Here is a 25244-nt window from a genome sequence, read left to right on the forward strand (position 1 = left end):
TGTTTGCCGCGCTTCCCCCGCGCGGAGGCGGCCCGGGCCAAGTAGCGCTGCCCGGGCCGTTGTATCAGCGCCCTGCCCTACTTCCACTTCGCCAGATAGAAGCGCGGCAGCTCGTCCGGGTACGGCGTGAAGTCGAGCTGCTTGGAGTGGCCGTAGGTCGTCACATAGGTGTGCAGCGGCGCCCAGTAGGCCTGTTCGGTGATCTTCTTGATCGCCATCGAATAAGCCTCCTTGCGCACCTCCGGGTTGATGGATGATCCGCCCTGGAGCAGCGCCTTCTGCACGTCCGCATCGCGAGCATAGTCGTCGGCGCCGCCATCGAAGAAGTTGGGCATGATGGCCGAGACGTCATTGATCGAGTAGCTGCCCCAGCTACCGAGATAGGCGCGCAGCTCGCCCGCCTTGGCGCGTTGGATCAGCGCCGCGGTCTGGAGCTGGTTGAGCTTGGCGCGGATGCCGACCGCATGCAGGTAGTTCTGAACGGATGATCCCCATTGCGGCAGCACGTAGCTTGCAAGCTCCACCTCAAAACCGTCGGGATAGCCGGCCTCCGCCAGAAGCTTCTTTGCCTTCGCGGGATCGTAGTCGTAGGCCACCGCGGCCTCGGCATCGCAGCCGAACTGCGAGGGGAAGCAGGGCGCAGACGGAACGCGGCTGCCGCCGGTGACGAGCTTGTCGGCGATCGCCTTGCGGTCGATCGCATGCCAGATCGCCTGACGCACCTTCTGCTTGGTCAGGGGATTGTCGGCGCCGGTCCGGCCGCTGGCGTCAAGCGAGAGGTAGCCGATCCGCATCGATTCTTTCCGCACGGCCTGCAAATGCGGCATCCGGTTCACGGGCTCGAGCTGATCCGGGTTCATGTTCCAGATCCAATCGGCGCGGCCGGCGAGCAATTCCGTCATCTCGGTGCCGGCATCCGGCACGAAGCGCACGCTCATCTTCTTGATCGCCGGCTTGCCCTTCGGACTGCCGGCCCAGTAATCGTCGAACCGCTCGAAGTCGATGGAGACGCCGGGCTCGACCTTGGTGATCTTGTACGGGCCTGCGCCGACCGGCGCCTTGGCGTAGCCTTCCGCGCCGACCTTCTCGCGATAGGCCTTGGGATAGATCGGCAGCACCAGCGCAAAATATTCGAGCGCCGCGGGATTCGGCCGCTTGAGCTTGACGCGCACCGAAAGATCGCCGGTCTTTTCCGCCTTGTCGATCCAGTTGTAGTTGGACGGCGTCGATACCCGGCTCGCCGGATCGGCCACGAGGTTGATGGTGTAGACAACGTCGTCGGCCGTGAACGCGCTGCCGTCGTGGAACTTGACGCCCGGCCGCAGTGTGAACTCGATCGTGGTCGGATCCGGGAGCTTCCACTCGGTTGCCAGCAGCGGCTCGAGCTTGAAGGTATCCGGATTGCGATAGACCAGCGCGTCCCAGCCCTGGTGGTGCATCACCACGCCGGTGCGCAGGTTGTTGTAGAAGGGGTCGATGTTGGGAAGCGCGTCGCGCATCACGATCCGCAGCGTATCGGCGGATTTCTGCGCCGCCGCGGGCGCCACACCGACGCCGAGCAAAGCCGCTACCAGAATTGCGCCGCCGAGCTTGTTTTGCATACGCATATCGCCCTCCATTATCAGTGTTTTGTGAAACGGCGTGAAGCACGCCTTAGGCCAGATGACACTCTACCATTCCCTGGGGAGGCCGGACCATGCGCGTTGGTGCCTCATGGCGGCAGCGTTCGACTGCGATGCGGCACCGCGGGTTGAACCGGCAACCCGGCGGAATATTGGCCGGATCCGGCATGGCGTCGCCGAGGCCGATGTCCGGCACACCCTTGCCCGGCTCCGGTGTCAGCACACTTTCCAGCAGCACCTGCGTATAGGGATGCCGGGGCTCGCGAAACAGTGCGTCGGTTTCGTTGCGCTCGACAATCCGGCCGAGATACATCACCGCGACTTCGCTCGCCACGTGCTCCACGACGGCAAGATTATGGCTGATGAAGAGATAGGTCAGCCCGAGGTCGCGGCGCAGATCGGCCAGCAAATTGAGGATCTGCGCCTGCACCGAGACGTCGAGCGCGCTGGTCGGCTCGTCGCAGATCACGATCCGCGGTTCCAGCACCAGCGCCCGCGCAATCGCCGCCCGCTGGCGTTGCCCGCCGGAGAGTTGCGCGGGCATGCGCTCGCCCATGGCGGCCGAAAGGCCTACACGCTCGAGAATGCCGCCGACCCGGCGCCCGATCTCACCGCGCGAGAATGTGCCCTGGGCTTCCAGCGGTAGTGCCACAATGTCCTTGATGCTCCGGCGCGGGTTAAGCGAGGCGAATGGATCCTGGAATACGGGCTGGATCAGCCGGGCACGCGCCTTGCGGTCGAGATCGAACAAGCGCTTGCCGTCGACCAGCACGGTCCCTGCCGTCGGCTTCAGCAGACCGAGGATCATGCGCGCGAGCGTGGATTTGCCACAGCCGGACTCGCCGACGACGCCGAGCACGCTGCCCGCCGGCACGCTGAAGGTCACGTCGTCGACCGCGACCACGCGCTTTTCCGCCGACATCAACCCGGTGTGGACGCGGAACTCACATCGCAGCTTCTCGACCTCGATCGCGGCGGTCATGCGGGTTGCAACTCCGCCCAGTCCGGCTCGAGCCGGCAAAGATAGTCGTGCGCATTGCCCGCCTGCCGCCGCGGAATCGCGTGCGCGCATGTCTCGTCGGCATGGGCGCAGCGCGAGCGGAAGGCGCAACCGGTGAAGCCTGACCCGATCGCCGGCACCACGCCGGGGATCGAACCAAGCGGCCGGTCGCGCTGCACGCGGCCCGGCACCGGCACGCAGGACAGCAGCCCGCGCGTATAGGGGTGCTGCGGCGCGCGGAACAGTTCCGCGGTCGTCGCGCGCTCCACCACCTCGCCGGCATACATCACTGAAACATGGTCGGCGACGCGCGCGACGATGCCGAGGTCATGGGTAATCAGCAGGATCGAGAGGCCGAACTCGCGCTTGAGGGTGGCGAGCAGCCGCAGGATCTGCGCCTGCACGGTGACGTCGAGCGCGGTAGTCGGCTCGTCGGCGATCAATAGTTCGGGATCGCACATCAGCGCCATCGCTATCATGACGCGCTGACGCAAGCCGCCCGAGAGCTGGTGCGGAAACTGGCCGAGCCGCATCCCGGGTGCGGTAATGCCGACGCGGCCCATCAGTTCGGCCGCGCGGTCCAGCGCCGCCGCGCGCGAGCCGCCCTTGTGGCGCGTCAGCACCTCGGCCATCTGCGAGCCGATCGTGAAGGCGGGGTTGAGGCTGGTCATCGGCTCCTGGAAGATCATCGCCATGCGATTGCCGCGCAGGCGCGCCATTTCGCGGTCCGACAGTGACGTGAGGTCAGTGCCGGCAAAGCTCATCCGTTTCGCCGAACGGTGGCCGCCGCGCGCAAGCAGGCTCATCACCGCCAGCGCCGTCACCGACTTGCCGCAACCGGATTCGCCGACCAGGCAATGGGTCTCGCCCTTCTCGACGCGGAACGAAGCGCCGCGCACCGCCGCGGTGCGGCCGCCGAACGTCACCTGAAGCTCCTCGACCTCCAAAAGCGCGCTCATCGCAGCCGCTCCGCGCCGAGCAGATTGCGCAGTCCGTCGCCGACCAGATTGATGCCGAGCACCAGAACCAGCAGCGCGACGCCGGGGATCATGATCACCCAGGGTGAAAAGAACATGTAGTCCTTGCCCTCGGCGATCATCAGTCCCCAGGACGGCAGCGGCGGCGGCACGCCGAGGCCGAGGAACGACAGAGCGGCTTCGAGCAGGATCGCCAGCGCCATCTCCAGGGTTGCCACAACGGCGAGATGACTGGCGATGTTCGGCAGGATCTCCCTGATTAGGATATGCGACGTCGAGGCGCCGGCGCACCAGGCGGCGCTGACATAGTCGTGGTTGCGAACCTGCATGGTGGTGGCGCGGGCCACGACGGCGAAGCGATCCCATAACAGCAGCCCAAGGGTCGCGACGACAAGCCCAAGGCCCGATCCCATCAGCCCGACCACCGCGAGCGCGACCAGCACGACGGGAATCGACAATCGTGTCGTGATGGCGAACAGCACGACGTCGTCGACGCGGCCGCCGAAGAAGCCGCCGAGCACGCCGAGCGTGATACCGATCAACCCTGATGTGATCACCGTCATGATGCCGATCAGGAGCGAAATGCGCGCGCCATAGACCAGCCGGGCGAGATAATCCCGGCCGAGCTGGTCGGTGCCGAGCGGGTGCCCGGCCTGGCTGCCCTCCATCCAGAACGGCGGCTTGAGGCGGTTGCCGAGATCCTGGGTGAACGGGTCCTGCGGCACCAGTGCGTTGCCGACGACCGCGGCTGCGACGACGAGCGCGACGATGGCGATCCCGATCGCAAAGCCGGCGGTGCCGATGCGCGAGCTACCTATGCTTGAAGGCTGGGGCGCCTGAATGGCAATCGGTTCGCTCATCCCGTGCGCAGCCTCGGATCGAGCAGTGCATTGAGGATGTCGGCCAGCAAAGTGAGGCCGATGTAGAACACGGCGAGCACCAGCACCACCGCCTGCACCACGGGGAAATCGTTCTTGGCGATACTCTCCCAGCCGAGATAGCCGACGCCATGCAGCGCGAACACCGTCTCGATGACGATTGAGCCGCCCAGCATGAAGCCAAGCTGGACCGCTGCAATCGACACGACGGGAATGGCGGCGTTACGCAGCGCGTGCTTGAAGATGATGCGCGCCCGCGACAGGCCCTTGGCGCGGGCGGTGCGGATATAGTCCGAGGCCATAGCCTCGATCATGCCAGAGCGTGTGAGCCGCGTCAGGGCCGGGATCGCCGTGAAGGCAAGCACGATCCCCGGCATCACGAAATGCTGCCAGGTGCCGGTGCCTGATATCGGCAGAATGCCGAGTTGCAGGCCGAGCACGATCATCAGGATCAATGCGAGCCAGAAACTCGGGACCGCCTGCCCCACCATCGTGAACATGGTGACGCTGCGATCGATCCAGGTGTTCTCGCGCAGCGCCGCCAGGATGCCGAGCGGAAGCGAGATGATCAAGGCGAGGCTTAAGCCCACAAGGCCGAGCGTGAGCGTGATCGGCAGACGCTTCTGGATCAGGTTAGCCACACTGTCCTTGAAGAAGTAGCTCTGGCCGAAATCGCCGACCATGGCGCGGCCGGTCCACGCGAAGAACTGGATGTAGAGCGGGCGATCGAGGCCATAGGCCTTGCGCACGATTTCGACGTCGGCTTGCGTTGCCGACGGGCCCGCGATCGAAACCGCGAGGTCGCCGGACAGCCGCGTCAGCAGGAATGCAAGCGTCATCACGGTGAGCGCGACCAGCACACCGAGAGCAAGACGCCGGGCAATCAGACGCAACATATATCAAAGGCTCCACTCGCGACCCGGAACGCGCGATCACAGGCCGGCAGCCATCCCCGAAGCGAGCGCAACGGTGTCATCAAACTATTGCTCCATGCAAGGGAGGCGACGAAATTTCGTGCACCGTGGGGGATCCCGGAATGTTGGCTTCGGCAAAGGACGATCGAAGCTGGGCGTTGAGGGAAGGTGGCGCGCGATCGTGTACCCGTGCCATCCCATTTGAGGCGAATGCATTGAAGCGGATGCAATGTGTATGCCAACGCACGGCAAGCGGCTTGTGGCCGCCTCGAGCGGCCGCCCCTGCCGATTTTGGTCGATTTGCGGCGAGCTATGAATGGCTCATCTGCTGCGCTTCCTTGAGCAGGCGGATCACCTCTCCGTCGGTCGTTTGGGCAAAGTCGGCGTAGTACGCACCGACGGCGTAGAACGGATCGGGGGTCAGGAGACACACGACCTCGTCACATTCCGCCGCGACTTCATCGAGACTGTCCTGCGGAGCGACCGGCACGGCGAGAATGAGGCGCCTCGGCCGGCTTTGTCGCACGCCTCGCAGCGCCGCCTTCACTGTTCCGCCGGTGGCGATGCCGTCGTCAACCACGATGACGGTGCGCCCGATGGTATCGGCGGCGGGCTGCTCGCTGCGATAGAGAAGTCGACGGCGTTCGATTTCGGCGAGTTGCCGCTTCTGTTCCGCGGCGATATAGCCCGGCGGCGGAGCGACCATGTCGACGACCTCCCAATTGAGCACGAGTTGCGGGTTCCGGCCGTCCACCACGGCACCGATGCCAAGCTCCTCATGCCCGGGCGCGCCGATCTTGCGCACCAGCAGGAGGTCGAGCGGCGCGGCGAGCGACTTTGCGACCTCGAAAGCGACGGGAACGCCACCGCGCGGCAACGCGAGAATCAACGGATTGGCGTCACGGAAGTGCGCGAGCGCCGCCGCGAGCTGGCGTCCGGCCTCGCGTCGATCGCTGAAGCTGTCCTGTCCAAACATCATGGGCGCTCCTTGCGAGCGACAGACTGCATCTAGAGCCCAAATGGATACGTTTCCGGCACGCCTTGTTCATGCCGGGCGGGCAGCGGTGTCACCGCCCGCGTCTCCTCGAACCACACATAGGCATCGAACTGTTCGGCAAGGACCGCCTGGAAATAGTGGCTGGTGAGTTCGCTTTCCGGCCGGTAAATGACGCCGATCGCCCGCTCCAGCATCGGTTGACGCAGCGCCTCGACGAGTTCGCGCCGGGCCAGCCCACGCCAGTCGGTGAGCGTTCGGGCCAATCCCGTCTTCCGGAAGGCATATTCATAGCTGTCATGGCGCGCCGGAAGCACGGTCTTGACCTGCATCGGCGCGTCCCAATCACTCGCCGCGGCAACCGTGCCGCGATCGGTACCAAAGCCGATCAGGACCGCGGCATCCCCATAGGCGGTGCGGCAAAGTTCGCCGATGTTGAACTCGCCCTGCCAGCCCATGGCAGTAGCGGCGGCATTGCCGATGTGAGAGTTGTGGGCCCAGACGATCGCCTTCGCACCGGCGTCGCGCTGAAGCAGCCCCTGCAAGGTGTCGAACATGTGCCGGTCGCGCAAATTCCAGGATTCTCGCGAGCCGCGATACATGATGCGGTAGTAATGCTCGGCTGCGCGAACGATCCGGGCGTTCTGGACCGCGTCGAAGAAGTCATCGCCGTCCTCTGCACTATAGGCCAGGCGACTGCGCAGCAGCTCGGTGAGCTGCGCCACCGCCTCGTCCTCGCAAGTATCGCGGTGGCCATACAGGACGGCGCGGCCATAAGCAGTCGGCTCGTCCAGCCACGGCGTCAGGCAGCCGTAGCGGCGGCGCGCGGCCTTGGCTGCGTCCGGATCGATGCGATCGAGATATTCAAGAACCGCGGCAATGGAAGCGCCCAGGCTGTAAACGTCGAGCCCGTGGAACGAGACGCGCCGCTCCGGCGGCAGATTGCCGTTGTGCGCCCGCAGCCAGTCGACGAATTCCACCATCTCGGCATTGCGCCACATCCAGGTCGGGAAACGCGCGAATGCCGCACCTCTCCCGGTCGCGCGCGCGTGATGCCGCACATGGCGATCGATGCGCGCCGCGTCCGGCCAGTCCGCCTCGACCGCGACGATGGAGAATCCGTGATGCTGCACCAGTTCGCGAGTAATGGCGGCGCGCGCCCGATAGAACTCCGAGCTGCCATGCGTCGCTTCCCCGAGCAGTACGATCCGGGCATCGCCGAAACGGGCGAACTGGGCGCCGAATTCACCGGCACGCTCGGGCGCCGGCAGGCTTTCGCCATGACGATGCAATATCTCGGTGAGCGATGCCTGGCTTTGTTCACGGGCTCGTTCGCTGGGCGTCAAGCCGGCCATGGCTCAGACCTCCAATGGCTCGAGCCGATCGCGGCGAAAATCGCGCATCCGATGCTGCTCGGCTCTGCCGCAGCCGCTGCCGATCCGGCTTGCCTGCTGCACCGAAACAACCCGGACTTCTGTTGAGCGTTCCGGAGATTGGTCGGAACGTATGCCGGCGGATGCGGTGTTTCATCAGCACCGCGAAACCCAGCCTCAAAAAGAGAAACCCCGCCATCCGCATTCCAGCGAGATGACGGGGCTTTCGGAGCATTCACCTTCTTATTGATTGAAGGTTACCTGCTCCTTGCCCCGATAACTCGCAGGACACGGATACGTTCCGGACGAATTCAAAAAATGGCTGTCCGGAACGAACAGGGTCGGAACCCCGGGGGCGGAAGACGTCGTGCGGAGTCCTTTCCAGTGCATGCTCTAGTGCATGCGATTCTCGACAGGTTTGCCTTTCAGGCCGTCGTGCGAGTGCTTAAGGTCGAGCGTGGGCTTTGGCTGCTCTCTCACAAAGCTCTTTACCATTTCTCCCGGGCCGCCTTTTGCAATCGTGGTTCCGCCGTCGGCAAATATCAGCGTTCCCGTCAGGAAACTCGCTTCATCCGAGGCCGCGAAGGCGAATACATTGGCCATCTCCTCGGGCGTGCCGCGCCGGCCGAGTACAGTGCCGGCAACGGTCTGCTTTTCCATTTGCGCATCCATTGGTCCCGTTTCCTTGTGCGTCCAGGCCGTGTCGATCGGGCCCGGGCACACGCAAAGCGCACGCACGCCGTACTTGCCCTGCTCGTAGGCGACGCCGCGCATGAAGGCGTGCAGAAACCCCTTGGAGCCGCCATAGGGCGCCGCCGTCGGCTCGCCCATCTCGCCGGCTTCCGAACCGGTCGAGATCACGACACCGTGCGAACGTCGAAGATGCGGCAGCGCGAACTTGGTCATCAGGAACGCGGAACGGATGTTGTTCCGGACAACATAATCGAACATCTCGACCGAATGATCCTGGCATTCCGCGATTTCAGGAAACACGCCGGCGTTGTTGATGAGAATGTCGATCTCGCCAAATGCATCCGCCGCCAGAGCGACGCAGGCCTGGGCGTCTACTTCATCAGCGAGATCGCCGAGAAAGGATTCAGCCACACCACCGCGCTCGCGGATCGCCCGGACGACATCATCCACAGGATCGTCGGGCAACCCGGCGGCCACGACTTTCGCGCCTTCTCTTGCGAATTTGTGCGCGATGGCTTCGCCGATACCGGTCCCCGCCCCCGTCACGATTGCTATCTTGCTTTCCAGCCTGCCGGCCATCGTTGCTGTCTCCGCTTGCGTTGATCCAAGCCTTGAACTCCGTCGCACAAGCGGTGTTCCACAACTACGGGTGCGGCACCGATGGCTGCCGGATGCCGCAGCTCATCAAGAGACGGCGCCCGAACCGGCAGGTCGTTCAGGCAACGCCTGATTTGACCTTGCGACTGAAGCTGCGTGGGGCAGATACTTTATCGGCGCTCCTTCGCAGTCGGCTGCGAGATGTCCTTCAGCGCGCCCTGCGCCGCTTCGTCCTCGGCGCGGCCGAGATCGGCCAGCGCGATGACCCCGACGAGCCGCTTGTCTCGGTTGAGAACAGGCAGGCGCCGCACCTGATGCTTGGCCATGACTTGCGCGGCGGCTTCGGCATCATCATCGCCGAAGCAGTAGCAGATGCCTTCGGACATCACCTCTCGAACCGTCGTGTTACCGGGCGACCGCGCTTCGGCAACCGCTCGCACCACGATATCCCGGTCGGTGACCATACCGATCAAACGATCGTTCTCGCCGACCGGCAGGGCGCCGACATTATCGCCCCTCATGCACTTTGCGGCATCACGAATGGTCATATTGGGATCCGCGATGCGTACCGTCGGCGTCATGATTTCCTGGACCTGCATGGTGGTCTCCTGATGCTAACGAACCTGCAAGATAACGCCGGCAGTTTGGGGTTGTTTCGGGGACCTTCGGGGAACCACTGAAGGCGCCGGCCGGGGCGCGGCAACGCGTCTTTCCGGCGATCCGGAGTCGAAGAGCGTTCCACTCTGGTCAGGTCAGATGTAGCGGGCTGGTGCGAACGGCGTGACGTCGTAGGGCGCGGCCGCGCCGCTGATCATGGCGGCGATGGCGGCGCCGGTCGCGGGACCGGTGGTGAAGCCGATGTGCTGGTTGCCGAAGGCGAGCCACAGCCCGGCATGCCGCGGCGCCGGACCGATCATCGGCAGGCTGTCGGGCAGCGTCGGGCGCGAGCCTCGCCATGTTTCGCCGACGGCATCGCCGAATTCGATTACGCCGCGCGCGAGCGGAACGACCTGATCGAGCTGGGCGAACGAGGAAGGCGCATCGCGGCCGGTCAGTTCGACGCCTGAGGTGACACGAATGCCCTGCTCCATCGGGGTCACGATGAAACCGCCATCGATGTCATAGATCGGACGCCGTAACGAACGTGCCGGGTTCGGCTTGAATTCGCGGTGATAGCCGCGTTCAAACGCGAGCGGCACGCGATAGCCGAGCGGCCGTAAAATTTCCGCGGACCAGGGTCCCAGTGCGACCACGACATGGCGCGCCGAAATCTCGCCGGCGGCCAGCAGCACCCGCCAGTGGTCGCCCTCAGGCACGATCGCCTTGATATCCGACTGCCTGACATCGCCGCCCGCACTCGCGAACATCCGAGCATAGGCCTTGACCACTGCGCCCGGCGAATCGACCGAGGCGGTCTGGGTGTGCAGCAGGCCCACTTTATAGAGGGGCACGATATCGGGCTCGAGCGCGGAGATGGCCTGGCGGTCGAGCAACTCGCTGGCGATGCCGTATTCGGCCAGCAGGGCCTGCTCCTGCTTCGCCACCGCGGCGGCATCGCTGCGCCACGCCTTCAGCCAGCCGGTCTCGCGGATGCGATGTCCCACTTCCGCTTTCACGATCCATTCCCGATGCAATCTTGCCGATGCGCCGATCAATCCGTGCAACGCGGCCGCCCGCGGCCTGAAACGCGATGCAGCCGAATCGGCCAGAAAGCGCGCGACCCAGTTCGCGTTCTGCACCGCCCAAAGCGGATTCCACCGCAATGCCGGGTGGCGGTTGGTCAGGTATTTCGGCAGCGCCTCCCACAGCGACGGATTGTTGAGCGGGGTGATCGAGCCGCTGCTGATGATGCCGGCATTGCCGTATGAGGTTTCGCTTCCCGGCTCGCGGCGGTCGATCAGAACGACCGACATTCCGCGCTGCCGTGCGGCGTAGGCCGTCGATACGCCGACGATGCCCGCGCCGAGCACCACGACATCCGCTTTGTCTTCCGACATCGATTTTCCAGACACTTCCCCAAGGAGATTTCACATCATGCTCGGCCCGCCGCCGACCGGCAACACTAGAAGGTTCCCCTCCCAACAAATGATCACCAAAAGGCCGCATGTGAGTCCGCAACCTTTTCGGTTGCCGTGGCTTTGTGCACCGCGACGTTCGTCGCATTCCAGCCAACCTTCATAGGAGTTGACTATATGGCTGCACTACTCGGAAACGTGCTTGGTACCGTCGATGGCCTGCTTGGAACCGCCACCGGCGTCCTTGGCGGCGCAAGCGGTAGCGCCTCTGCCAGCGCCGGCGGCACGGCGGATCTGTCGAACACGCTCGATCTCGGCGCGCTGATTGAAACCAGCCCGAGCATCGACCTCTCCGCCGGGCTCGACGGTATCGATGCCTCGGTTTCCGCACCGACCCTGGTCGGTGCCAGCGCCGACGTCGGCCAGCTCGATGCCGGCGGCCTGCTCAACGGCCTCGTCTAACTCCAATTTGAGTACAGACATTTTCGAAAACGCGCGGCGTGGGGAACGCATCCCCACGCCATGTCATGGCCGCCTGCACTGCACGAGTAGATCGCGCAGCATCATATCAACCATGGCCAAGGTGATCGCCGAATGCCTACGGGCGCGCTGACCGCTCTTGACGATTCCGTCGCGCCGGCGCGGCGGATCGATGACGTTCGCCAGGCGCTGGTCGCGCTGTGGCCGCACTTCCTCTGGGCCGGGCTGTTCTCCAGCGGCATCAACCTGCTCTATCTGAGCTCACCGCTCTATCTGATGCAGGTCTACAACCGTGTCCTGCTCAACGAGAACGTTTCCACGCTCGTCCTCCTCACCTTGATTCTCGCGATCGCGCTGCTCACCATGGCGGCGCTGGACGCGGTACGCTCCTGCATCCTGATCCGCTGCGGCATCCGCCTCGACATGGAGCTGTCGGCACGCGTGTTCGAGGCGCTGGTGGTGCGCTCGGCGCAACGCGGCGCTTCGCGCGGCGCGCAGCAATTGCGCAATCTCGACCAGTTCCGCACCTTCGTGACCGGTCCAGGCATCTATTTCGCGTTCGACCTGCCGTGGATCCCGATTTATCTCATGCTGTTGTTCTTCATCCATCCGCTGCTCGGCATCGTCGCGACCATTGGCGCCGTGCTGCTGCTCGGGCTCGCCGGCCTCAACGAGGTGATGACCCGCGAGCCGATGAAGCAGGCGGAGGCCGCCGGCAACCAGTCCTACGTGTTCACCGAAAACATCCTGCGCCACGCCGACGTGATCCGCGCGATGGGCATGCAGCCGGCGGTGGAGCGCAACTGGCAGAGCCAGCGATCATCGATGTTGGTGCAGCAGGCGCAGGCCAGCGACAAGAACGCGGTGATGACCTCCTCGATCCGCTTCTTCCGCCTGCTGCTGCAATCGCTGATGCTCGGCACCGGCGCCTGGCTTGCGATCGACCACGCCATCACGCCGGCAACCATCTTCGCCGCCAGCATCGTGATGGGCCGCGCGCTGGTCCCGGTGGAGCAGGCGGTCGGCACCTGGAAGCAGTTCATCGGCGCACGCGAGGCCTATGCGGAAGTCCGCGAGCTACTCGCCGAGATCGACCTGACGCCGCCGCACACCATCGTGCCGCGGGCGCGCAATACGATCGAGGTGCGTGAACTGCGCTGCCTGCTGCCGGCGCGCAAGGAGCCCGTCATCAGGGACCTGACGTTCGAGCTTGGCGGCGGCCAGGCGCTCGGCATCGTCGGCCCGAGCGGCTCCGGCAAAAGCACGCTGGCCCGCCTTCTGGTCGGCGCCATCGCACCGGCCGACGGACGATTGCGCTTCGGCGGGCTCGATTACAGCCATTGGGATCCGCTCGAGTTCGGCCGCCATGTCGGCTACCTGCCGCAGGACGTCGGCCTGTTCGCCGGCACCGTGCGCGAGAACATCGCCCGCTTCGGCGACGCCTCGACGGAGGAGATCATCGACGCCGCCAAGCGCGCCGGCATTCATGAGATGGTGCTCGACCTGCCGAAGCAATACGACACTCGGTTGGGTCCCGGCGGCGTCGGCCTGTCCGGCGGGCAGCGCCAGCGTCTGGCGCTGGCGCGCGCGCTGCTCGGGCGTCCGCCGCTGCTCGTGCTCGACGAGCCCAACGCCAACCTCGATGCCCCCGGCGAAGAAGCGCTGAAGGTGGCGCTGCTGCAGGCCAAGAGCGAGGGCGCGACCGTCATCGTGATCACGCACCGGACCACCATCCTCGACATCGTCGACGTCATGATGGTGCTGCGGGGCGGCATGCTCGACATGCTCGGGCCTCCGGGTGATGTCTATCACGCCTTGCAGCAGGCCGCCGCGGGGCGCGCATTATGACCGCAATCGACAATGGCCTCAGCCCGATGCGCGACCGCGCGCGCTATGCGCTGCCCGGACGGCCGGCGCTGCTCGGCGGTGGCGTGGTCGCGGCGTTCGCGGCCGCGATGACGATGTGGGGAACGCTCGCGCCGATCTCCGGCGCGGCGATCGCCAACGGCAACCTCCAGGTCGAAGGCCGCCGCCAGAGCGTGCAGCACCCCTATGGCGGCATCGTGCGCCAGCTTATGGTGCGCGACGGCGCGCGCGTCGAAAAGGGTCAGCTCCTGATCCGGCTCGACGACAGCGACCCGCGCGCCAAGCTCGACGTGCTCACCGCCGATCGCGACGCTGCATTGGCCGCCCGTGCGCGGTTAATGGCGGAACGTGACAAGAGCGATGCGCCGGATTTCGACGAAGGTCTCCGCGCGCGCAGCGAGCTATCAGCCGTGCGCCAGGCGATGGCCAACGAGACGGCGATGATGGCGGCGCGAAAACACCAGTTCGCGGCCGAGACGGCGGTGCTGCGCGGCAAGATCAAGGAACTGGAAGCGCAGATCGCGGGTACGCAGGCGCAGCTCGCCGGCACCGAGAAGCAGCGGGAGCTGCTGACGGACGAGATGAACGGCGCGCAGCATCTGTTCGCGCAGGGTTATACGCCGAAGACCCGCATCCTCGCCCTGCAGCGTGAAGACGCCAGGCTGCAGGCCGATATCGGCGCGCAGCAGGCCAGCATCGCCGGCATGCAGCAGCAGATCGCGCAGAACGATCTTGAGCTCGCCAGGGTGGAGCGCGCGCGAATGAGCGAAATCACCGACCAGTTGCGCGCGACCGAAAACAAGCTCGCCGAGCTGACGCCCAAGATCGATGCCGCCACCGACGTCATGACCCGCACGCGGATTACTGCGCCGGCGACCGGCTCCGTGGTCGGCCTCGACGTCTTCACCGAGGGCGGCGTGATCCAGCCCGGCGCGCGGCTCATGGACATCGTGCCGACCGACAATCCGCTGATCGCCGCTGCGAAGCTGAAGCTGTCCGACATCAACGACGTCGCCGTCGGCCACCGCGCCGAAGTGCAGCTCACCGGCGTCAACTATATCGAGCGCCCCCGGCTCTATGGCACCGTGCACACGGTGTCCGCCGACCGCCTGACCGACGACAAGTCTGACCAGGGCTATTATGCCGTCGAGGTCGCGCTTGATCCCAATGACGTCAAGAAGTCGCGCATCGACCTGCAGGCCGGCATGCCGGCCGAGGTGATCGTGCCGACGCGTCCGCGCACGCTATTCGAATATCTGCTCGGTCCGCTGCGCGACGAGATCACCCGCGCGTTCCGCGAACGCTGACGAGGAGGTGGCCATGGCCGAATCCGAAAAGAATGCCCGCCGCTCCGACGAAGCCGAACGCAGCCGTCATATCTCGGCAACCGAGTCCGTCGCTTTCGCCACCATGCTGCTCGGCCTTCTCAACGATGCCGACACCGTGCTGCACCGCATGGAGCACGAGGGGCAGTCACGCGCGACGGAGTCGCCCGTTCCGCAGGCGCATTCAGAGGCCGCGGCAGTAACGCCGGCCGATGCCGGGCCGGTTGCTTACGAGGACCAGCACGCCGTCACGATCGACATGCCGGCAGCGGGTCTTTCACCCGCAATTCATGCCGATGCCGTGGCGGCGGTCCCGCCGCAGGATGCAAGCGTCATCGTCGACGACACATCGTCGGCCAAAGTGCTCATCACGGAATCGTCGCCGGCACCATCGATTGTCACCGCGTCGATAGACCACGCGCCATCGGCGAGCACAAACAACACAGCTAGCGACAGCATCGCGCCACCATCGCTCGATCTCGGCGCATCCGTTCATAGTATCGCTGACACCGTCACCGGCATTGTGGACACGGCGCTTGCAACGGTATCGAGCACGATCGCGAGCCTGAGTGCCACGGCGACGCAACTGACCTCGACCGTAACTGATACCGTCAGTCATCTCACCGATGGCCTGCTCGGCACCCTCATCGGCAGCACCCATGACGCGCCAAGCACGGGCGTACTCGGGCCGCTGGTCGGAGATCTTGTCGGTCCGGCGCTCAGCCCGGCGGACGCCTCCGACACCACCTCGCATGGCGCGTCGCTGCTAGACACCACAGGCGCCATTCCGACATCGCTGCTGCATCCGATGCCGCTGCAGCTCGGCTTTCTCGGCCAGCCAACCATGGATGGCCACGAGCCGCACGACGGCGCATTCTCAGCGCTGGGTGTGCATCATTTCTGAGCAAGCTTGACCGGCGACGTGCTGGCGTGAGCCGCACCGGCCTCAACTGCTTCCCACCAGTTACCCAGGGCATCGAGCAGCGGCACGAGTTTGAGACCAGCCGAGGTCAGATCATATTCCACGCGCAGCGGATATCCCTCGAATTCAGTGCGCTCGACGATGCCGGCGTCCTCCAGCTTGCGAAGCTCAAGGGTCAACATCTTGTGCGAGATGGTGGGGTTATCCCTGCGCAGGTCACTGAAGCGTTTCGTGCCCTGCTTCAGATAGTAGATCAGCAGAGTGGGCCAGCGGCCGCTCATGATCTGCATCACCTCTTCGATGGGGCAGCGGGAGACAAGGTCTTTCATCTGATTACTCGTGGTTACCAAAAGGTGCGTAATTTACTTGGGCGCGGAGATGCTTAGGTTCCAGCCACGCTGCGCAGCGTGATCAGCAGAAATCACGGAGAACATGTGAATGGAACCGATTCTTGTTTATGGCTTCCCGGTCGGAAGCTCCATGGGCCTTGTCGCCGCTCTCGAATGGCTTGGCAAACCCTATCGCCTATGCCGGGTCGATATGCTCGGCGAGATGCGCGACGCTTCCTATGCCCGCATCAATGCCCGGCATGAAACACCGGTCCTGATCACGGATGCGGGGCGGGTGCTGACCGAGACGATGGCTATCGCCGCCTGGCTCGAGGCGAGGGACAGCGAGCGGCGCATCAGCTTCGCACCGCTTTCGCCGGAAGCAGACCGAATGCACCAGTTGATCGGCTTTGTTAACACGGGCTTCACCGGCGCCTTCTCGCCGCTATGGGCTGCGCTGGAGATGGCGAAGCCGAACCCTCAAATGCAGGCATCGCTGCGTGAGTTCGGCGCGGCGCGTGTCATCGAACGGCATGACAAGCTCGAGAGCATGATCGGGGATCAGTCTTTTCTCATTGGTGAGCACCCGACGCTGGCCGACGGCATTCTGGTCGGCGTCGCGCGATGGCTCGATTTCCATCAAGTTGCGGATCCAGCACGCTGGCCAAAACTCGCTGCTGTGCGTCGACGCATCGAGGCCGACCCTGCCGTCATTTATGCAATGGCATTGGAAGATGGCAGCATCCGTTCTGGAACGGGCGCTTGTGTCGGTCATATCCCACTTGCAGAGGTAATCGAGCGGTACGGCGGCTGAACGTCAACGCGCGTAGCAACATTGTCCTCGGTCATACTTGATCCTGTTCGCGGACATCATTTTTGAAAGCGGCGGCGCTCGGCTGTGTTCCGGTTCCAAGCGCCGCCGCCCTTTTCTCGCCGCCATCGTGATCCACGAAGCCAGCGGGGCGGATCCTGTGGGGGACAGAGTTCCCAAAGGTCCTGCGTGATCGTCCAACATTTGCTGCAACACGAGTCATCTGCATCCCGCCGCGCGTTCCTGCGCGGCATTGCGTCCTCGGCCAGCCTGCTCGCGCTCGGCGGATGCGCCGGCTTGGGCGCGACGGGTGGTCGCTACGATGCGTCGTCGCTTTCAGTGGAACCGACATTGCTGGTCGCGACCACGCGCAAGCCGGTGAACGGCGGGCGAGCGAAGCCGTGGTTCGGGCCGGAGCGGGCTTCGGCGATGACGGTCGGACGGGCGAAGCTGGCGGCGCCCGGCGACAACCGCTTCTCGCTCGCCGCAGCCGGGATCGGCGGTTGGCGTCTCGAGGGCGTCGAGCCGGTGGCCGGAGACGTCAGCAACCTTCTCGGGCAGGGCAGCGGGTCAGACGTCCTGATCTACGTCCACGGCTTCAAGAACACATTCGAGACGGCGGCGCTCGATGCCGCGCAGCTCGCCGATGGCGTCCGGTTCCGCGGCCAGACGATGGTGTTCGCCTGGCCCTCCAAGGCCGGACTGTTCGATTACGCCTATGACCGCGACAGCGCGATGTACTCGCGCGACGCCTTCGAGCGCGTGCTCCAGTCCGTCGTCACGACGCCGGGCGCCGGCCGCGTTCACATCGTCGCGCATAGCATGGGCACGATGCTAACGCTCGAAGGCCTGCGTCAGCTCTACGCGCGATATGGCGACAGCGTCGCCGACAAGATCGGAGCCGTGGTGTTCGCCTCACCGGACATCGACATGGACGTGTTCTCGTCGGCGACCCAACGCATCGGCCCGCTCACCCGCAAGATCACCGTCATCACCGCAACGAACGACCGTGCGCTGGCGCTGTCGGGGCGGCTCGCCGGTGGAATGACGCGGGTCGGCGCCGCCGAGAAGGCCGCGATCGAGCAGCTCGGGGTGCGCGTCATCGATGCGTCCGAGTCCGGCTGGGGCGTCATCAACCACGACCTGTTCCTGTCCAATGCAGAGGTGCGTCAGGTGATCCGCCGTTCGATCGACACCTCGGCGGCGTGAGCCAGGTTTTCGCAAAGGACTATTGGGCCGCCCGAAGCCGACGCGACATTGAAAGTATCGCCTCCGCCGTCTCTAGCGGACGGAGTGTGGGATCGAGATGCGTGCCTTGCAGGCTCGTAACCGGCCAGCCGCGTCGCCGCGCTTCTTCGGCTGCATGATCATAAATCCTTGAAGTTTGAATGAAGCTGGCTGGGATATGATCCCACGATCCCGCCTGCCGCAGATGTTTGGCCGTTGGCTCCCAGCTCGATGCGCGGACCAGAGGTCCTGCGACAAGAACGAAATCTGACGACATGGTCCCCCGGCGACATCGCGAACAGCCGATCTACAAGGCCAATACAGTAACAGGCATATCAGATCGCCGACGCTATCAGTCCGACTCTCATATCCTTGGCGACATAGACGCAGATACCGTCGGCAAATACGCGGCCGTTGGCAATTCCAACAGCCAGTTTGCCGCGCCTGACATGGCGCATGCTGACCTCGTATCGCACGCACTTGACGTCCGGCTTAATGTCTCCCCGGAATTTCACCTCGCCGACGCCGACCGCGTGAGCCCGACCAGCCAAGCCAGTAGCCGATGATCTGCCACATGGCGTCCAGACCCAGACATCCCGGCATCACCGGATCGCCGGCAAAGTGCCATTCGAAGAACCAGAGGTCCGGCGTGATATCCAGCTCACCGATGACATGGCCCTTGCCGAATTCGCCGCCGTCCACGCTGATCTCGATGATGCGGTCCATCATCAGCATGGGCGGCGCCGGCAACTGAGCATTGCCCGGGCCGAAATAGCCGCCCTCGCTCGATTTGAGCAGATCTTCCTTTGTGTAGGACGATTGCGGAGCATGAAAGTCGCGAGGGTTAGACAAGCCCATGTCACCTCCGAGGATGTTTAGCCGACGGCCGCTGAACGTCACACGGTCTTGTCACGGCCGCTTTGTCGACGCCAGAGCCAGGTGGCAGGCACAGGGCTCCGGCCACCGGAACAGAAGCGCCCGAGGCGCCGGCAAAGTAAGCAAAGCTCTTGACGCTATGCATTCGGCTCGATGCCGATATCGTCGCCTGGTTCAAGAGCCATACAACAATGGCGGCGAAATCGCACTGCATCGTGCAAAATCGTAAAGTGGCGCGCCACGGCCGATGAAGATGGGCACTACTGCTTCGCCGTAGCACTATGATGAAATGCTATGGAACGCGCGAGCGCGGCCCAGAGCCAGACAATATCCAAGCTGCCGCACCTTTGGGCTTCGCCCGAGGCACTCCGCTGGCTTGTGCCCGCAGGGTATTTCGCCCGAAGGGCCTGAATTCTGTCTGACTCGCCAAGCAAACTGGACTCACATTGCGGCGGGTGCGGATCGCTGGCGCCTTCTCACCGCGATGCGATGGACGCTGCGAATAGTGCTTGAGCCGGAGGCTCTATGGGCGGCGCGGGAAAGAGTCGGATTCTTGTTATTGGCGGCACGCGGGGCGTTGGACTTCTGATCGCCCGGCTGCTGCATGAACGAGGCTATGCGGTCCGTGTACTGGCGCGCGATCCTGCTGGAGTTTCAAACAAACTGGGTCCCACGTTTGAGGTGGTCGCTGGCGATCTCACGAAAGAGGACACGCTTCCTCCCGCGTTGCGAGATGTGGATCACATCATCTTCACTGCCGGCGCGCCGAGCGGACGGTATGCGCCGGAAAGCCTAGTCAGGGCGACGGACTATGACGGCGTCATCGACACGCTTGCAGCTGCGCGAAGCGCCGGTTTCCATGGCCGCTTCGTCTATCTGAACACGATCGGGATCGAGAAGCGCTCGCTGGCGGGCTTTCTGATCAACCTGCTCAAGAGGAATACGTTGGTCTGGCGCCGGCGCGTCGAAGACAAAATCCGCTCCAGCGGCTTGGACTACACGATCATACGCGTCGGCTTCCTTCTTGATCGGCCCGGCGGCGAGCATGCAATCAATGTCAGCCAGGGCGCCCTGCCGCTGGCGTTTCGCAACCATATTGCCCGCGCAGATGTCGCCGACGCGTTCGTCGAGGCGATGGAACATCCCCGCGCATCAAGGACGACTTTTGAGATTGTGTGGGGCAGTGGGCCCAGGCAGCAGAGTTGGAGCCGGCTTTTCGAGCGGCTCAGGCCAGATTGACCGGGAGCCGCATCACAAGAGAAGGAGCGGTTGCAATGACAACGGGCCGACGCGACCATTTGCGCGTACTGGCTCAGCGCGTGCGGTGGCTGATGGTCGCGAGGTCCGAATCATGGGCTCGAAAACCGAACTTTGCGGCCTCTTGTCGCTGCTGCAGGCGTAGAAACGGCGGGCTTTGGCGTTCGCAGTTTGTACCAAGGTGGCGCGCCACGGGCCGATGAAGATGGGCACTATTTTTTCGCCGTGGCGCTATGATGCAGGAGCAAAGGTCTCGCTTGAACGCTGGCACGCGATCGTAAGAGGCGCGCAATGGACATCGACTGATCAAGTCCAGAAGGCGGCTCCGAAAGCCAAAGTGCTGAACCGCGAGCGTGTGAGGTTTGAGGTCGCAGGAGGAAACTATCGCTTGGTGGCCGCCTTCGATTTTCGTCGGCAGATCGCCTTTGTGAAGTTCATCGGCACCCACGCGGAATATGATCGCATCGATGCATTGAAGGTGTCGCAGTTCTAAGGAGATCACATGGACATCCGGCCGATTCGCACAGATCAAGATCACCGCGCAGCGCTCGCAGCGATTGAGGCCTGTTGGGGCGCACCGGAGGGTACGGAGGAGGGCGACAAGCTTGATGTGCTCCTCGCGCTCGTCGAAATCTACGAGGCCAAGCGATGGCCGATCGAGATCGACGAGACCTTCGATCCTATCGACGTGCTCCGGTATGCCATAGACGAATTCGGCGATACCCAGGCCGAACTGGCAGAACTTCTGGGCTCGCGCTCGCGTGCGTCGGAGGTTCTTTCGCGTCGGCGAGCGCTCACGGTCGAGATGATTCACAAGGTCGGTGAAGCGTGGAAAATCCCGGCTGACCTTCTTGTTCGTCCTTACAAGACCGAACGAGCCGCCTGACCCGCTGGACATCGGTTCAATGACACGCGCGAGAGACATGGCTCGGGTCGGGATTGCTTTGGCGTTCGTCTTAGGGCTAGCGGATTAGCATGGCTGTCGGTCGCGTCGACGGAGGGTAGCTATCGGGCGGCGCCGACGCCTAGATGCGGCAATTTCGGCCGCCTGCCAACGATATCGTGCAAAATCGTAAACTGGCGCGCCACTCAGAATAAAACTGTGAACTCTTATATAATTGAAATTACTATATAAGTTTTGTTAGCCGCGCATGTTTGACGGCTGGTCTTTCAATTGACGCGCACGGAGACATCGCCCGCGTGCCTGCGCAGTGTTTGAACTCAAGACCCCAACCCCGATACCCCAACGACCCTGCGCCGTTCATTCCCGACTATCGTTACCACGCGTATCGCACCGTCCCGGTGCCGGCATAGGTCTGGGAGCGGCTTGCGAACTCGCCGTCGAACCTGGCGCCGACCGACCAGCTATTGGCGAGCCGCAGCTCGGCGCCGGCCGAGAGCAGCGCCGAGTTCGCCGCAGACTGCGCACCGTTGACGGTGAAGCTCGAGCCAGGCAGCGTCTGGAACACGGCGCCCATCGACGGATTGCTGGAATGGTCGTGCGCCCAGGCGGCGCGGGTGCGCAAAGTCAGCACATGGCCGCGATCGAGCGCGATCACGTTGTCGAACCAGCTACCGAGCTCGGTCCGGGTTGCCGTGGTCGAGCGTGCGTCATAGCTCAGCGCGAAGGCATTGGAGCCCGACGTCGCGCTCTCGCTGTAGGTCGGCGTGCGGAATTTCTGCACCTGCAAGGCCGCGTAAGGCGTGATGCCCAGCCACGGCGTCGGGATGCGGTAGCCGGCTTCCACCCTGCCGCCGAAGCTGTGCGCGTCGAAGCTCGCCGCGAGCTTGTCGGTGCCGGCGACGGTGACCGCGCGATCGGTGCTCATGTCGTGCCAGGCATAGGACAGCGCCGCGGAGACGTAGAGCGCGCCGAACGAATACGAGCCGTAGACACCGGTCTGGAACACGTCGCTCTTGCCGCCGCCAAGGCCTTGCGAGAGACCCCAGCTTGTGCCGCCGCCGGCGAGCGCAAAGCCAACCAGCGTATTGGCCGACACGCGATAATCCGCGCCGCCGGCGAAGCCGAAGCTCTGGGCCGTGGTGGTGTTGGTCCCGAGCGCCGCGTCGCCGCTGGCCCGGTTGTAGCCGCCGTAGCCTTGCCCCCACAGGCCCCAGCGCTGGCCGGTATTGGCCACCGCATCCCTTGGCGTCACCGCGGCATAAGCGTTGGCAACCTCCGACGACAGCGGCTTGTCGCCGGCGCCGAAGCTGCGCGCATAACCGAGCGTGCCGGGATTGCTGCCCGGCGTGCCGCCGAACGGGTTGAGCAGCAGCGTGAGGAACGACGTCGTCATCTGCGTGCCGCTGGTCGCGGCGCCGGTGGCGGGCTGGCCCGACACCTGGTTGAGCGCATTGGTAAGCTGCGCGCCGGTCATGTTGAGCAGCGCATCGAACGCCGCCGGCGGCGTCGCGCCGCTCTCGACCGCCTTGTTGATGCCGCCTGCAACATTGACCTCGTTGCCGCGCGCGCTGGCCGGAATCTGGATGGTGCCGGGATCGAGCACGAGAAAGACGTTGTTCGCGTCGTAGGTCAGATGCGGGTTGCGCGCGCCGGGCGCGAAGCTGCTGCCCGTGATGCCGGCGAATTGCGTACCACCGAAGCCGCTGGTCGCATTGAGAATGGTGTAGGTCTGCGCGCGGAAGCTGCCGGGCAAGGCAATTGCCTGCACCGTCGCGCCGGTCAAGGTCGCCGTGCCGGTGACATTGGTGCGGTCGGCCGCGGTCGGCGAGACCTCTACCGTGTAGAAGCCGCCGGCATTGAAGGTCAGATTGCCGTTGACCGTGAGCGTGCCAATCGAGTTGCCGGGCGCCAGCGCGCCGCCGCTTGCAATCGTCGTTGCCCCGATAATGCCGGTGCCGCCCAGCGTGCCGCCGTTGTTCACGGTGACGCCGCTCGACGAAATGATCGAGCCGTTCACCGCCAGGGTTCCGCCGTCTACGGTCGTCGCGCCGGTATAGGCATTGGTGCCCGAAAGCGTCAGCGTGCCGGTACCGGTCTTGACTAGCGAACCGCTGGTGCCGCCGCCCGTGCCGCCGTCCGCAATGACTCCGCTGACAGTTGTGGACAGATTGTTGCCGCCGACGGTGAGCGTTTTGTCGCCGAGGCGATAGCTGCCTGCGCCCTCGATCGAGCCGGCGACCGTTCCCGATGCCGTCAGGCCGGAGATATCGAACGAGCTGCCGGCGTTGGTGATGAAGCGTGCGCTGCAGCCACTGGCAGTGTCCCAAAATCGGGTGCTGCCGCCGGCAGTGTTGATGACGGTGGCACTGCCAGCCGTGCTGGTGCCGTTGAAATCCAGGACGCTGCTGTCATTGGTGATGGTGGCATTCTCGGCGGAACTGGTGTCGCTGAAGGCGACGTTGCCCCCGTTGTTGGTGATTGTGGCGGTGCCGGCCTTGCTGCTGTTGAAGAAACCGATGCTGCCGAAGTTGTTGGCGATGCTGGCGCCACCGGCCGTGCTGGTGTTGTAGAAATTCATGCTAAAGCCGTTGGTGATGGTGGCGCTGCCGGCCGTGCTGGTGCCGGCGAATAACAGGGTGTTGTTGTTGGTGATCGACGCGCTGCCGGCCGTGCTGGTGCCGTTGAAGTTCACGCTCGCGGTGTTGTTGATCGTGGCGTTGGCGGCGGTGCTGGTGTCGGTGAAATTCATGACGTTGTTGTTTGTGATGGCGGCACCGCCGGCAGTGCTGGTGTTTAGGAAGTTCAGGTAGGCATTGTTGCTGATGGTGGCGCTGCCCGCCGTGCTGGTGGCATTGAAGGACAGGTCGCCGGCGTTGGTGATGCTGGCGCTGCCAGCGGTGCTGGTGTCATTGAAGAACAGACGATAGTTGGTGGTGATCGTGGCGCTGGCAGCGGTGCTGGTGTTGTTGAAATTCAGGGTGCCGTTGCTGGTAACGGATGCACTGGCGGCCGTACTGTTGTTGAAATCCAGCGTGCCACCGAAGTTGGTGGTGATGGTGGCGCTGCCGGCCGTGCTCGTGTCCCTGAAATTCAGCGCGCCCCCGCCGTTGTTGGTGATGGTGGCGCTACCAGCGGTGCTGGTGTTGTTGAAGTACAGCGTGCCACCGAAGTTATTGGCGATGGTGGCGCTGCCCGCCGTGCTGGTGTTGAAGAAAACCAGCCCGCTGCCGTTGTTCATCGTGATGTTGGCGCTGCCGGCCGTGCTGGTGTCGTAGAAGTACGCGAAGGAGTTATTGGTAATGGCGGCGCTGCCGGCCGTGCTCGTGTTCCGGAAAATCAGGTTCCAGTTGTTGGCGATGGTGGCGTTGCCCGCCGTGCTGGCGTCGCTGAAATCCAGGCCGCCGTCGTTGGCGATGGTGGCGCTGCCGGCAGTGCTGGTGTCTCGGAAGATCAGAATGTTATTGTTGCCGATGGTGGCGCTGCCCGCCGTGCTGGTGCCGTAGAATTGCAGGTTGTAGTTGTTGGTGATGGCGGCGCTGCCGGCCGAACTGGCCTGGAAGAAACTCAGGAAGAAGTTGTTGGCGATGGTGGCGCTGCCCGCCGTGCTGGCGTCGCTGAAATCCAGGCCGCCGCCGTTGGCGATGGTGGCGCTGCCGGCAGTGCTGGTGTTTCGGAAGGTCAGAGTGCCATTGTTGCCGATGGTGGCGCTGCCGCCGTTGACGACGATGCCGGCGCCGGTGAACGTGAGAGTCCGGGATGCGTTCGTGAAGCTGTAGGCCGACGCCCCAGGGTCGAAGGTCCAGCCGCCGAGTGTCGTATTGGCCGAGAACGACAGGGCGGTAGTCCCGGAGGTGTCGAAGTACGCGGTGCCGGTCGGCACCGTAGCCGTGTCCCAGTTGGCGCCGGTGTTGAAGTTGCCGCTGCCGGGCGCGTTCAGCCAGGTGGCGTCCTGCGCCGCCGCCGGCAGCGCGCAAATGAGGCCGGTCATGGCCCCAGTCATGGCCGACGACGCCAGCAAGGCGGCGTGCAACCGGCGAACCACAGCACCCCGGCCCGCAGGGTTCAGCACAGACACCTTCGATTTCACCCGGAATTCCCCCAGCGCCGCCCGTCAGCGGCGTCGCCAACATGGCACCGGGGCACCGCGCTGTCCTGACCAGGCGGCGGTTACTTTCTGAAGTTTT

The 25244-nt window shown here is 64.3% G+C and carries 22 protein-coding genes and 1 pseudogene; 10 read left to right on the forward strand and 13 right to left on the reverse strand.

The features are described from left to right. Nucleotides 1-77 precede the first annotated feature (77 nt). The 7 genes from GWE18_RS18830 to GWE18_RS18860 form a co-directional block, all read right to left on the reverse strand. Nucleotides 78-1607: an ABC transporter substrate-binding protein gene (locus GWE18_RS18830; RefSeq protein ID WP_275187206.1), complete on the reverse strand. Its 1530-nt coding sequence runs from the start codon at nucleotides 1605-1607 to the stop codon at nucleotides 78-80. Nucleotides 1608-1653: 46 nt separating this feature from the next. After that, a complete protein-coding gene (locus GWE18_RS18835) occupies nucleotides 1654-2604 on the reverse strand; it encodes an oligopeptide/dipeptide ABC transporter ATP-binding protein (protein ID WP_057848971.1) in 951 nt (316 codons plus the stop codon). Further along, nucleotides 2601-3581: an ABC transporter ATP-binding protein gene (locus tag GWE18_RS18840; protein WP_275187207.1), complete on the reverse strand. Its 981-nt coding sequence runs from the start codon at nucleotides 3579-3581 to the stop codon at nucleotides 2601-2603. The genes GWE18_RS18835 and GWE18_RS18840 overlap by 4 nt, the downstream gene beginning before the upstream one ends. Further along, the gene (locus GWE18_RS18845) at nucleotides 3578-4459 is read right to left on the reverse strand and encodes an ABC transporter permease (protein ID WP_275187208.1); all 882 of its coding nucleotides are present in this window, start codon (nucleotides 4457-4459) and stop codon (nucleotides 3578-3580) included. The genes GWE18_RS18840 and GWE18_RS18845 overlap by 4 nt, the downstream gene beginning before the upstream one ends. After that, the gene (locus GWE18_RS18850) at nucleotides 4456-5373 is read right to left on the reverse strand and encodes an ABC transporter permease (RefSeq protein ID WP_275187209.1); all 918 of its coding nucleotides are present in this window, start codon (nucleotides 5371-5373) and stop codon (nucleotides 4456-4458) included. Before GWE18_RS18850 ends, GWE18_RS18845 begins: the two co-directional genes overlap by 4 nt. Nucleotides 5374-5701: 328 nt before the next feature. After that, on the reverse strand, nucleotides 5702-6370 hold the full coding sequence (locus GWE18_RS18855) for a phosphoribosyltransferase (RefSeq protein WP_342804272.1): 669 nt from the start codon (nucleotides 6368-6370) through the stop codon (nucleotides 5702-5704). Nucleotides 6371-6399: 29 nt separating this feature from the next. Further along, a complete protein-coding gene (locus tag GWE18_RS18860) occupies nucleotides 6400-7518 on the reverse strand; it encodes an erythromycin esterase family protein (protein ID WP_275187210.1) in 1119 nt (372 codons plus the stop codon). Here GWE18_RS18860 and GWE18_RS18865 point away from each other — a divergent pair. Further along, a complete protein-coding gene (locus GWE18_RS18865) occupies nucleotides 7510-7866 on the forward strand; it encodes a hypothetical protein (RefSeq protein WP_275187211.1) in 357 nt (118 codons plus the stop codon). The two genes, GWE18_RS18860 and GWE18_RS18865, sit on opposite strands and share 9 nt — an antisense overlap. A gap of 285 nt (nucleotides 7867-8151) precedes the next feature. Here GWE18_RS18865 and GWE18_RS18870 read toward each other — a convergent pair whose 3' ends face one another. The 3 genes from GWE18_RS18870 to GWE18_RS18880 form a co-directional block, all read right to left on the reverse strand. After that, complete coding sequence (locus GWE18_RS18870; protein WP_275187212.1) at nucleotides 8152-9030, reverse strand: SDR family oxidoreductase; 879 nt, start codon at nucleotides 9028-9030, stop codon at nucleotides 8152-8154. A gap of 188 nt (nucleotides 9031-9218) precedes the next feature. Then, a complete protein-coding gene (locus tag GWE18_RS18875) occupies nucleotides 9219-9647 on the reverse strand; it encodes a CBS domain-containing protein (protein ID WP_275187213.1) in 429 nt (142 codons plus the stop codon). Between the two features lie 153 nt (nucleotides 9648-9800). Continuing rightward, complete coding sequence (locus GWE18_RS18880; protein WP_275187214.1) at nucleotides 9801-11045, reverse strand: FAD-dependent oxidoreductase; 1245 nt, start codon at nucleotides 11043-11045, stop codon at nucleotides 9801-9803. Nucleotides 11046-11240: 195 nt separating this feature from the next. Here GWE18_RS18880 and GWE18_RS18885 point away from each other — a divergent pair, with 195 nt between their 5' ends. The 4 genes from GWE18_RS18885 to GWE18_RS18900 all read left to right on the forward strand — a co-directional run bounded on the left by GWE18_RS18885 (nucleotide 11241) and on the right by GWE18_RS18900 (nucleotide 15638). Further along, entirely contained in the window at nucleotides 11241-11525 is a 285-nt protein-coding gene (locus GWE18_RS18885; RefSeq protein WP_275187215.1) for a hypothetical protein, read from the forward strand. A gap of 132 nt (nucleotides 11526-11657) precedes the next feature. Then, a complete protein-coding gene (locus GWE18_RS18890; RefSeq protein WP_275187216.1) occupies nucleotides 11658-13391 on the forward strand; it encodes a type I secretion system permease/ATPase in 1734 nt (577 codons plus the stop codon). Next, complete coding sequence (locus GWE18_RS18895) at nucleotides 13388-14716, forward strand: HlyD family type I secretion periplasmic adaptor subunit (RefSeq protein WP_275187217.1); 1329 nt, start codon at nucleotides 13388-13390, stop codon at nucleotides 14714-14716. Before GWE18_RS18890 ends, GWE18_RS18895 begins: the two co-directional genes overlap by 4 nt. Nucleotides 14717-14729: 13 nt before the next feature. After that, nucleotides 14730-15638: a hypothetical protein gene (locus GWE18_RS18900; protein WP_275187218.1), complete on the forward strand. Its 909-nt coding sequence runs from the start codon at nucleotides 14730-14732 to the stop codon at nucleotides 15636-15638. On the opposite strand, the gene GWE18_RS18905 is transcribed toward GWE18_RS18900, so the two are convergent. Further along, a complete protein-coding gene (locus GWE18_RS18905; RefSeq protein WP_275187219.1) occupies nucleotides 15629-15985 on the reverse strand; it encodes a helix-turn-helix domain-containing protein in 357 nt (118 codons plus the stop codon). The genes GWE18_RS18900 and GWE18_RS18905 overlap by 10 nt on opposite strands. 109 nt (nucleotides 15986-16094) lie before the next feature. On the opposite strand from GWE18_RS18905, the gene GWE18_RS18910 reads away from it, so the two are divergent. Further along, complete coding sequence (locus GWE18_RS18910) at nucleotides 16095-16799, forward strand: glutathione S-transferase family protein (protein WP_275187220.1); 705 nt, start codon at nucleotides 16095-16097, stop codon at nucleotides 16797-16799. Nucleotides 16800-16985: 186 nt separating this feature from the next. After that, complete coding sequence (locus GWE18_RS18915; RefSeq protein WP_275187221.1) at nucleotides 16986-18005, forward strand: alpha/beta fold hydrolase; 1020 nt, start codon at nucleotides 16986-16988, stop codon at nucleotides 18003-18005. 353 nt (nucleotides 18006-18358) lie between these two features. Here GWE18_RS18915 and fabA read toward each other — a convergent pair. Next, a pseudogene (gene fabA / locus GWE18_RS18920) lies at nucleotides 18359-18875 on the reverse strand (bifunctional 3-hydroxydecanoyl-ACP dehydratase/trans-2-decenoyl-ACP isomerase). Between the two features lie 549 nt (nucleotides 18876-19424). On the opposite strand from fabA, the gene GWE18_RS18925 reads away from it, so the two are divergent. The 3 genes from GWE18_RS18925 to GWE18_RS18935 all read left to right on the forward strand — a co-directional run bounded on the left by GWE18_RS18925 (nucleotide 19425) and on the right by GWE18_RS18935 (nucleotide 21042). Beyond that, on the forward strand, nucleotides 19425-20138 hold the full coding sequence (locus tag GWE18_RS18925) for an SDR family oxidoreductase (protein WP_275187223.1): 714 nt from the start codon (nucleotides 19425-19427) through the stop codon (nucleotides 20136-20138). A gap of 175 nt (nucleotides 20139-20313) precedes the next feature. Then, the gene (locus GWE18_RS18930; RefSeq protein ID WP_275187224.1) at nucleotides 20314-20649 is read left to right on the forward strand and encodes a type II toxin-antitoxin system HigB family toxin; all 336 of its coding nucleotides are present in this window, start codon (nucleotides 20314-20316) and stop codon (nucleotides 20647-20649) included. A gap of 9 nt (nucleotides 20650-20658) precedes the next feature. Beyond that, nucleotides 20659-21042: a transcriptional regulator gene (locus tag GWE18_RS18935; protein ID WP_275187225.1), complete on the forward strand. Its 384-nt coding sequence runs from the start codon at nucleotides 20659-20661 to the stop codon at nucleotides 21040-21042. 391 nt (nucleotides 21043-21433) lie between these two features. Here the strand turns inward: GWE18_RS18935 and GWE18_RS18940 are convergent, their stop codons facing one another. Further along, entirely contained in the window at nucleotides 21434-25048 is a 3615-nt protein-coding gene (locus GWE18_RS18940; RefSeq protein ID WP_275187226.1) for an autotransporter domain-containing protein, read from the reverse strand. Nucleotides 25049-25244 lie beyond the last annotated feature (196 nt).

Origin of the sequence: Bradyrhizobium sp. CSA112, assembly GCF_029051645.1 — a bacterium.
Classification (GTDB): Bacteria; Pseudomonadota; Alphaproteobacteria; order Rhizobiales; family Xanthobacteraceae; genus Bradyrhizobium.

Excerpts from the sequence above, each read along its gene's own strand:
- GWE18_RS18840 (WP_275187207.1), bottom strand. The coding sequence starts at position 3,581 with ATGAGCGCGCTTTTGGAGGTCGAGGAGCTTCAGGTGACGTTCGGCGGC.
- GWE18_RS18900 (WP_275187218.1), top strand. The coding sequence starts at position 14,730 with ATGGCCGAATCCGAAAAGAATGCCCGCCGCTCCGACGAAGCCGAACGC.
- GWE18_RS18890 (WP_275187216.1), top strand. The coding sequence starts at position 11,658 with ATGCCTACGGGCGCGCTGACCGCTCTTGACGATTCCGTCGCGCCGGCG.
- GWE18_RS18870 (WP_275187212.1), bottom strand. The coding sequence starts at position 9,030 with ATGGCCGGCAGGCTGGAAAGCAAGATAGCAATCGTGACGGGGGCGGGG.
- GWE18_RS18910 (WP_275187220.1), top strand. The coding sequence starts at position 16,095 with ATGGAACCGATTCTTGTTTATGGCTTCCCGGTCGGAAGCTCCATGGGC.
- GWE18_RS18935 (WP_275187225.1), top strand. The coding sequence starts at position 20,659 with ATGGACATCCGGCCGATTCGCACAGATCAAGATCACCGCGCAGCGCTC.
- GWE18_RS18835 (WP_057848971.1), bottom strand. The coding sequence starts at position 2,604 with ATGACCGCCGCGATCGAGGTCGAGAAGCTGCGATGTGAGTTCCGCGTC.
- GWE18_RS18925 (WP_275187223.1), top strand. The coding sequence starts at position 19,425 with ATGGGCGGCGCGGGAAAGAGTCGGATTCTTGTTATTGGCGGCACGCGG.
- GWE18_RS18855 (WP_342804272.1), bottom strand. The coding sequence starts at position 6,370 with ATGATGTTTGGACAGGACAGCTTCAGCGATCGACGCGAGGCCGGACGC.
- GWE18_RS18865 (WP_275187211.1), top strand. The coding sequence starts at position 7,510 with ATGCTGCACCAGTTCGCGAGTAATGGCGGCGCGCGCCCGATAGAACTC.
- GWE18_RS18880 (WP_275187214.1), bottom strand. The coding sequence starts at position 11,045 with ATGTCGGAAGACAAAGCGGATGTCGTGGTGCTCGGCGCGGGCATCGTC.
- GWE18_RS18885 (WP_275187215.1), top strand. The coding sequence starts at position 11,241 with ATGGCTGCACTACTCGGAAACGTGCTTGGTACCGTCGATGGCCTGCTT.
- GWE18_RS18850 (WP_275187209.1), bottom strand. The coding sequence starts at position 5,373 with ATGTTGCGTCTGATTGCCCGGCGTCTTGCTCTCGGTGTGCTGGTCGCG.
- GWE18_RS18830 (WP_275187206.1), bottom strand. The coding sequence starts at position 1,607 with ATGCGTATGCAAAACAAGCTCGGCGGCGCAATTCTGGTAGCGGCTTTG.
- GWE18_RS18895 (WP_275187217.1), top strand. The coding sequence starts at position 13,388 with ATGACCGCAATCGACAATGGCCTCAGCCCGATGCGCGACCGCGCGCGC.
- GWE18_RS18905 (WP_275187219.1), bottom strand. The coding sequence starts at position 15,985 with ATGAAAGACCTTGTCTCCCGCTGCCCCATCGAAGAGGTGATGCAGATC.
- GWE18_RS18940 (WP_275187226.1), bottom strand. The coding sequence starts at position 25,048 with ATGACCGGCCTCATTTGCGCGCTGCCGGCGGCGGCGCAGGACGCCACC.
- GWE18_RS18845 (WP_275187208.1), bottom strand. The coding sequence starts at position 4,459 with ATGAGCGAACCGATTGCCATTCAGGCGCCCCAGCCTTCAAGCATAGGT.
- GWE18_RS18875 (WP_275187213.1), bottom strand. The coding sequence starts at position 9,647 with ATGCAGGTCCAGGAAATCATGACGCCGACGGTACGCATCGCGGATCCC.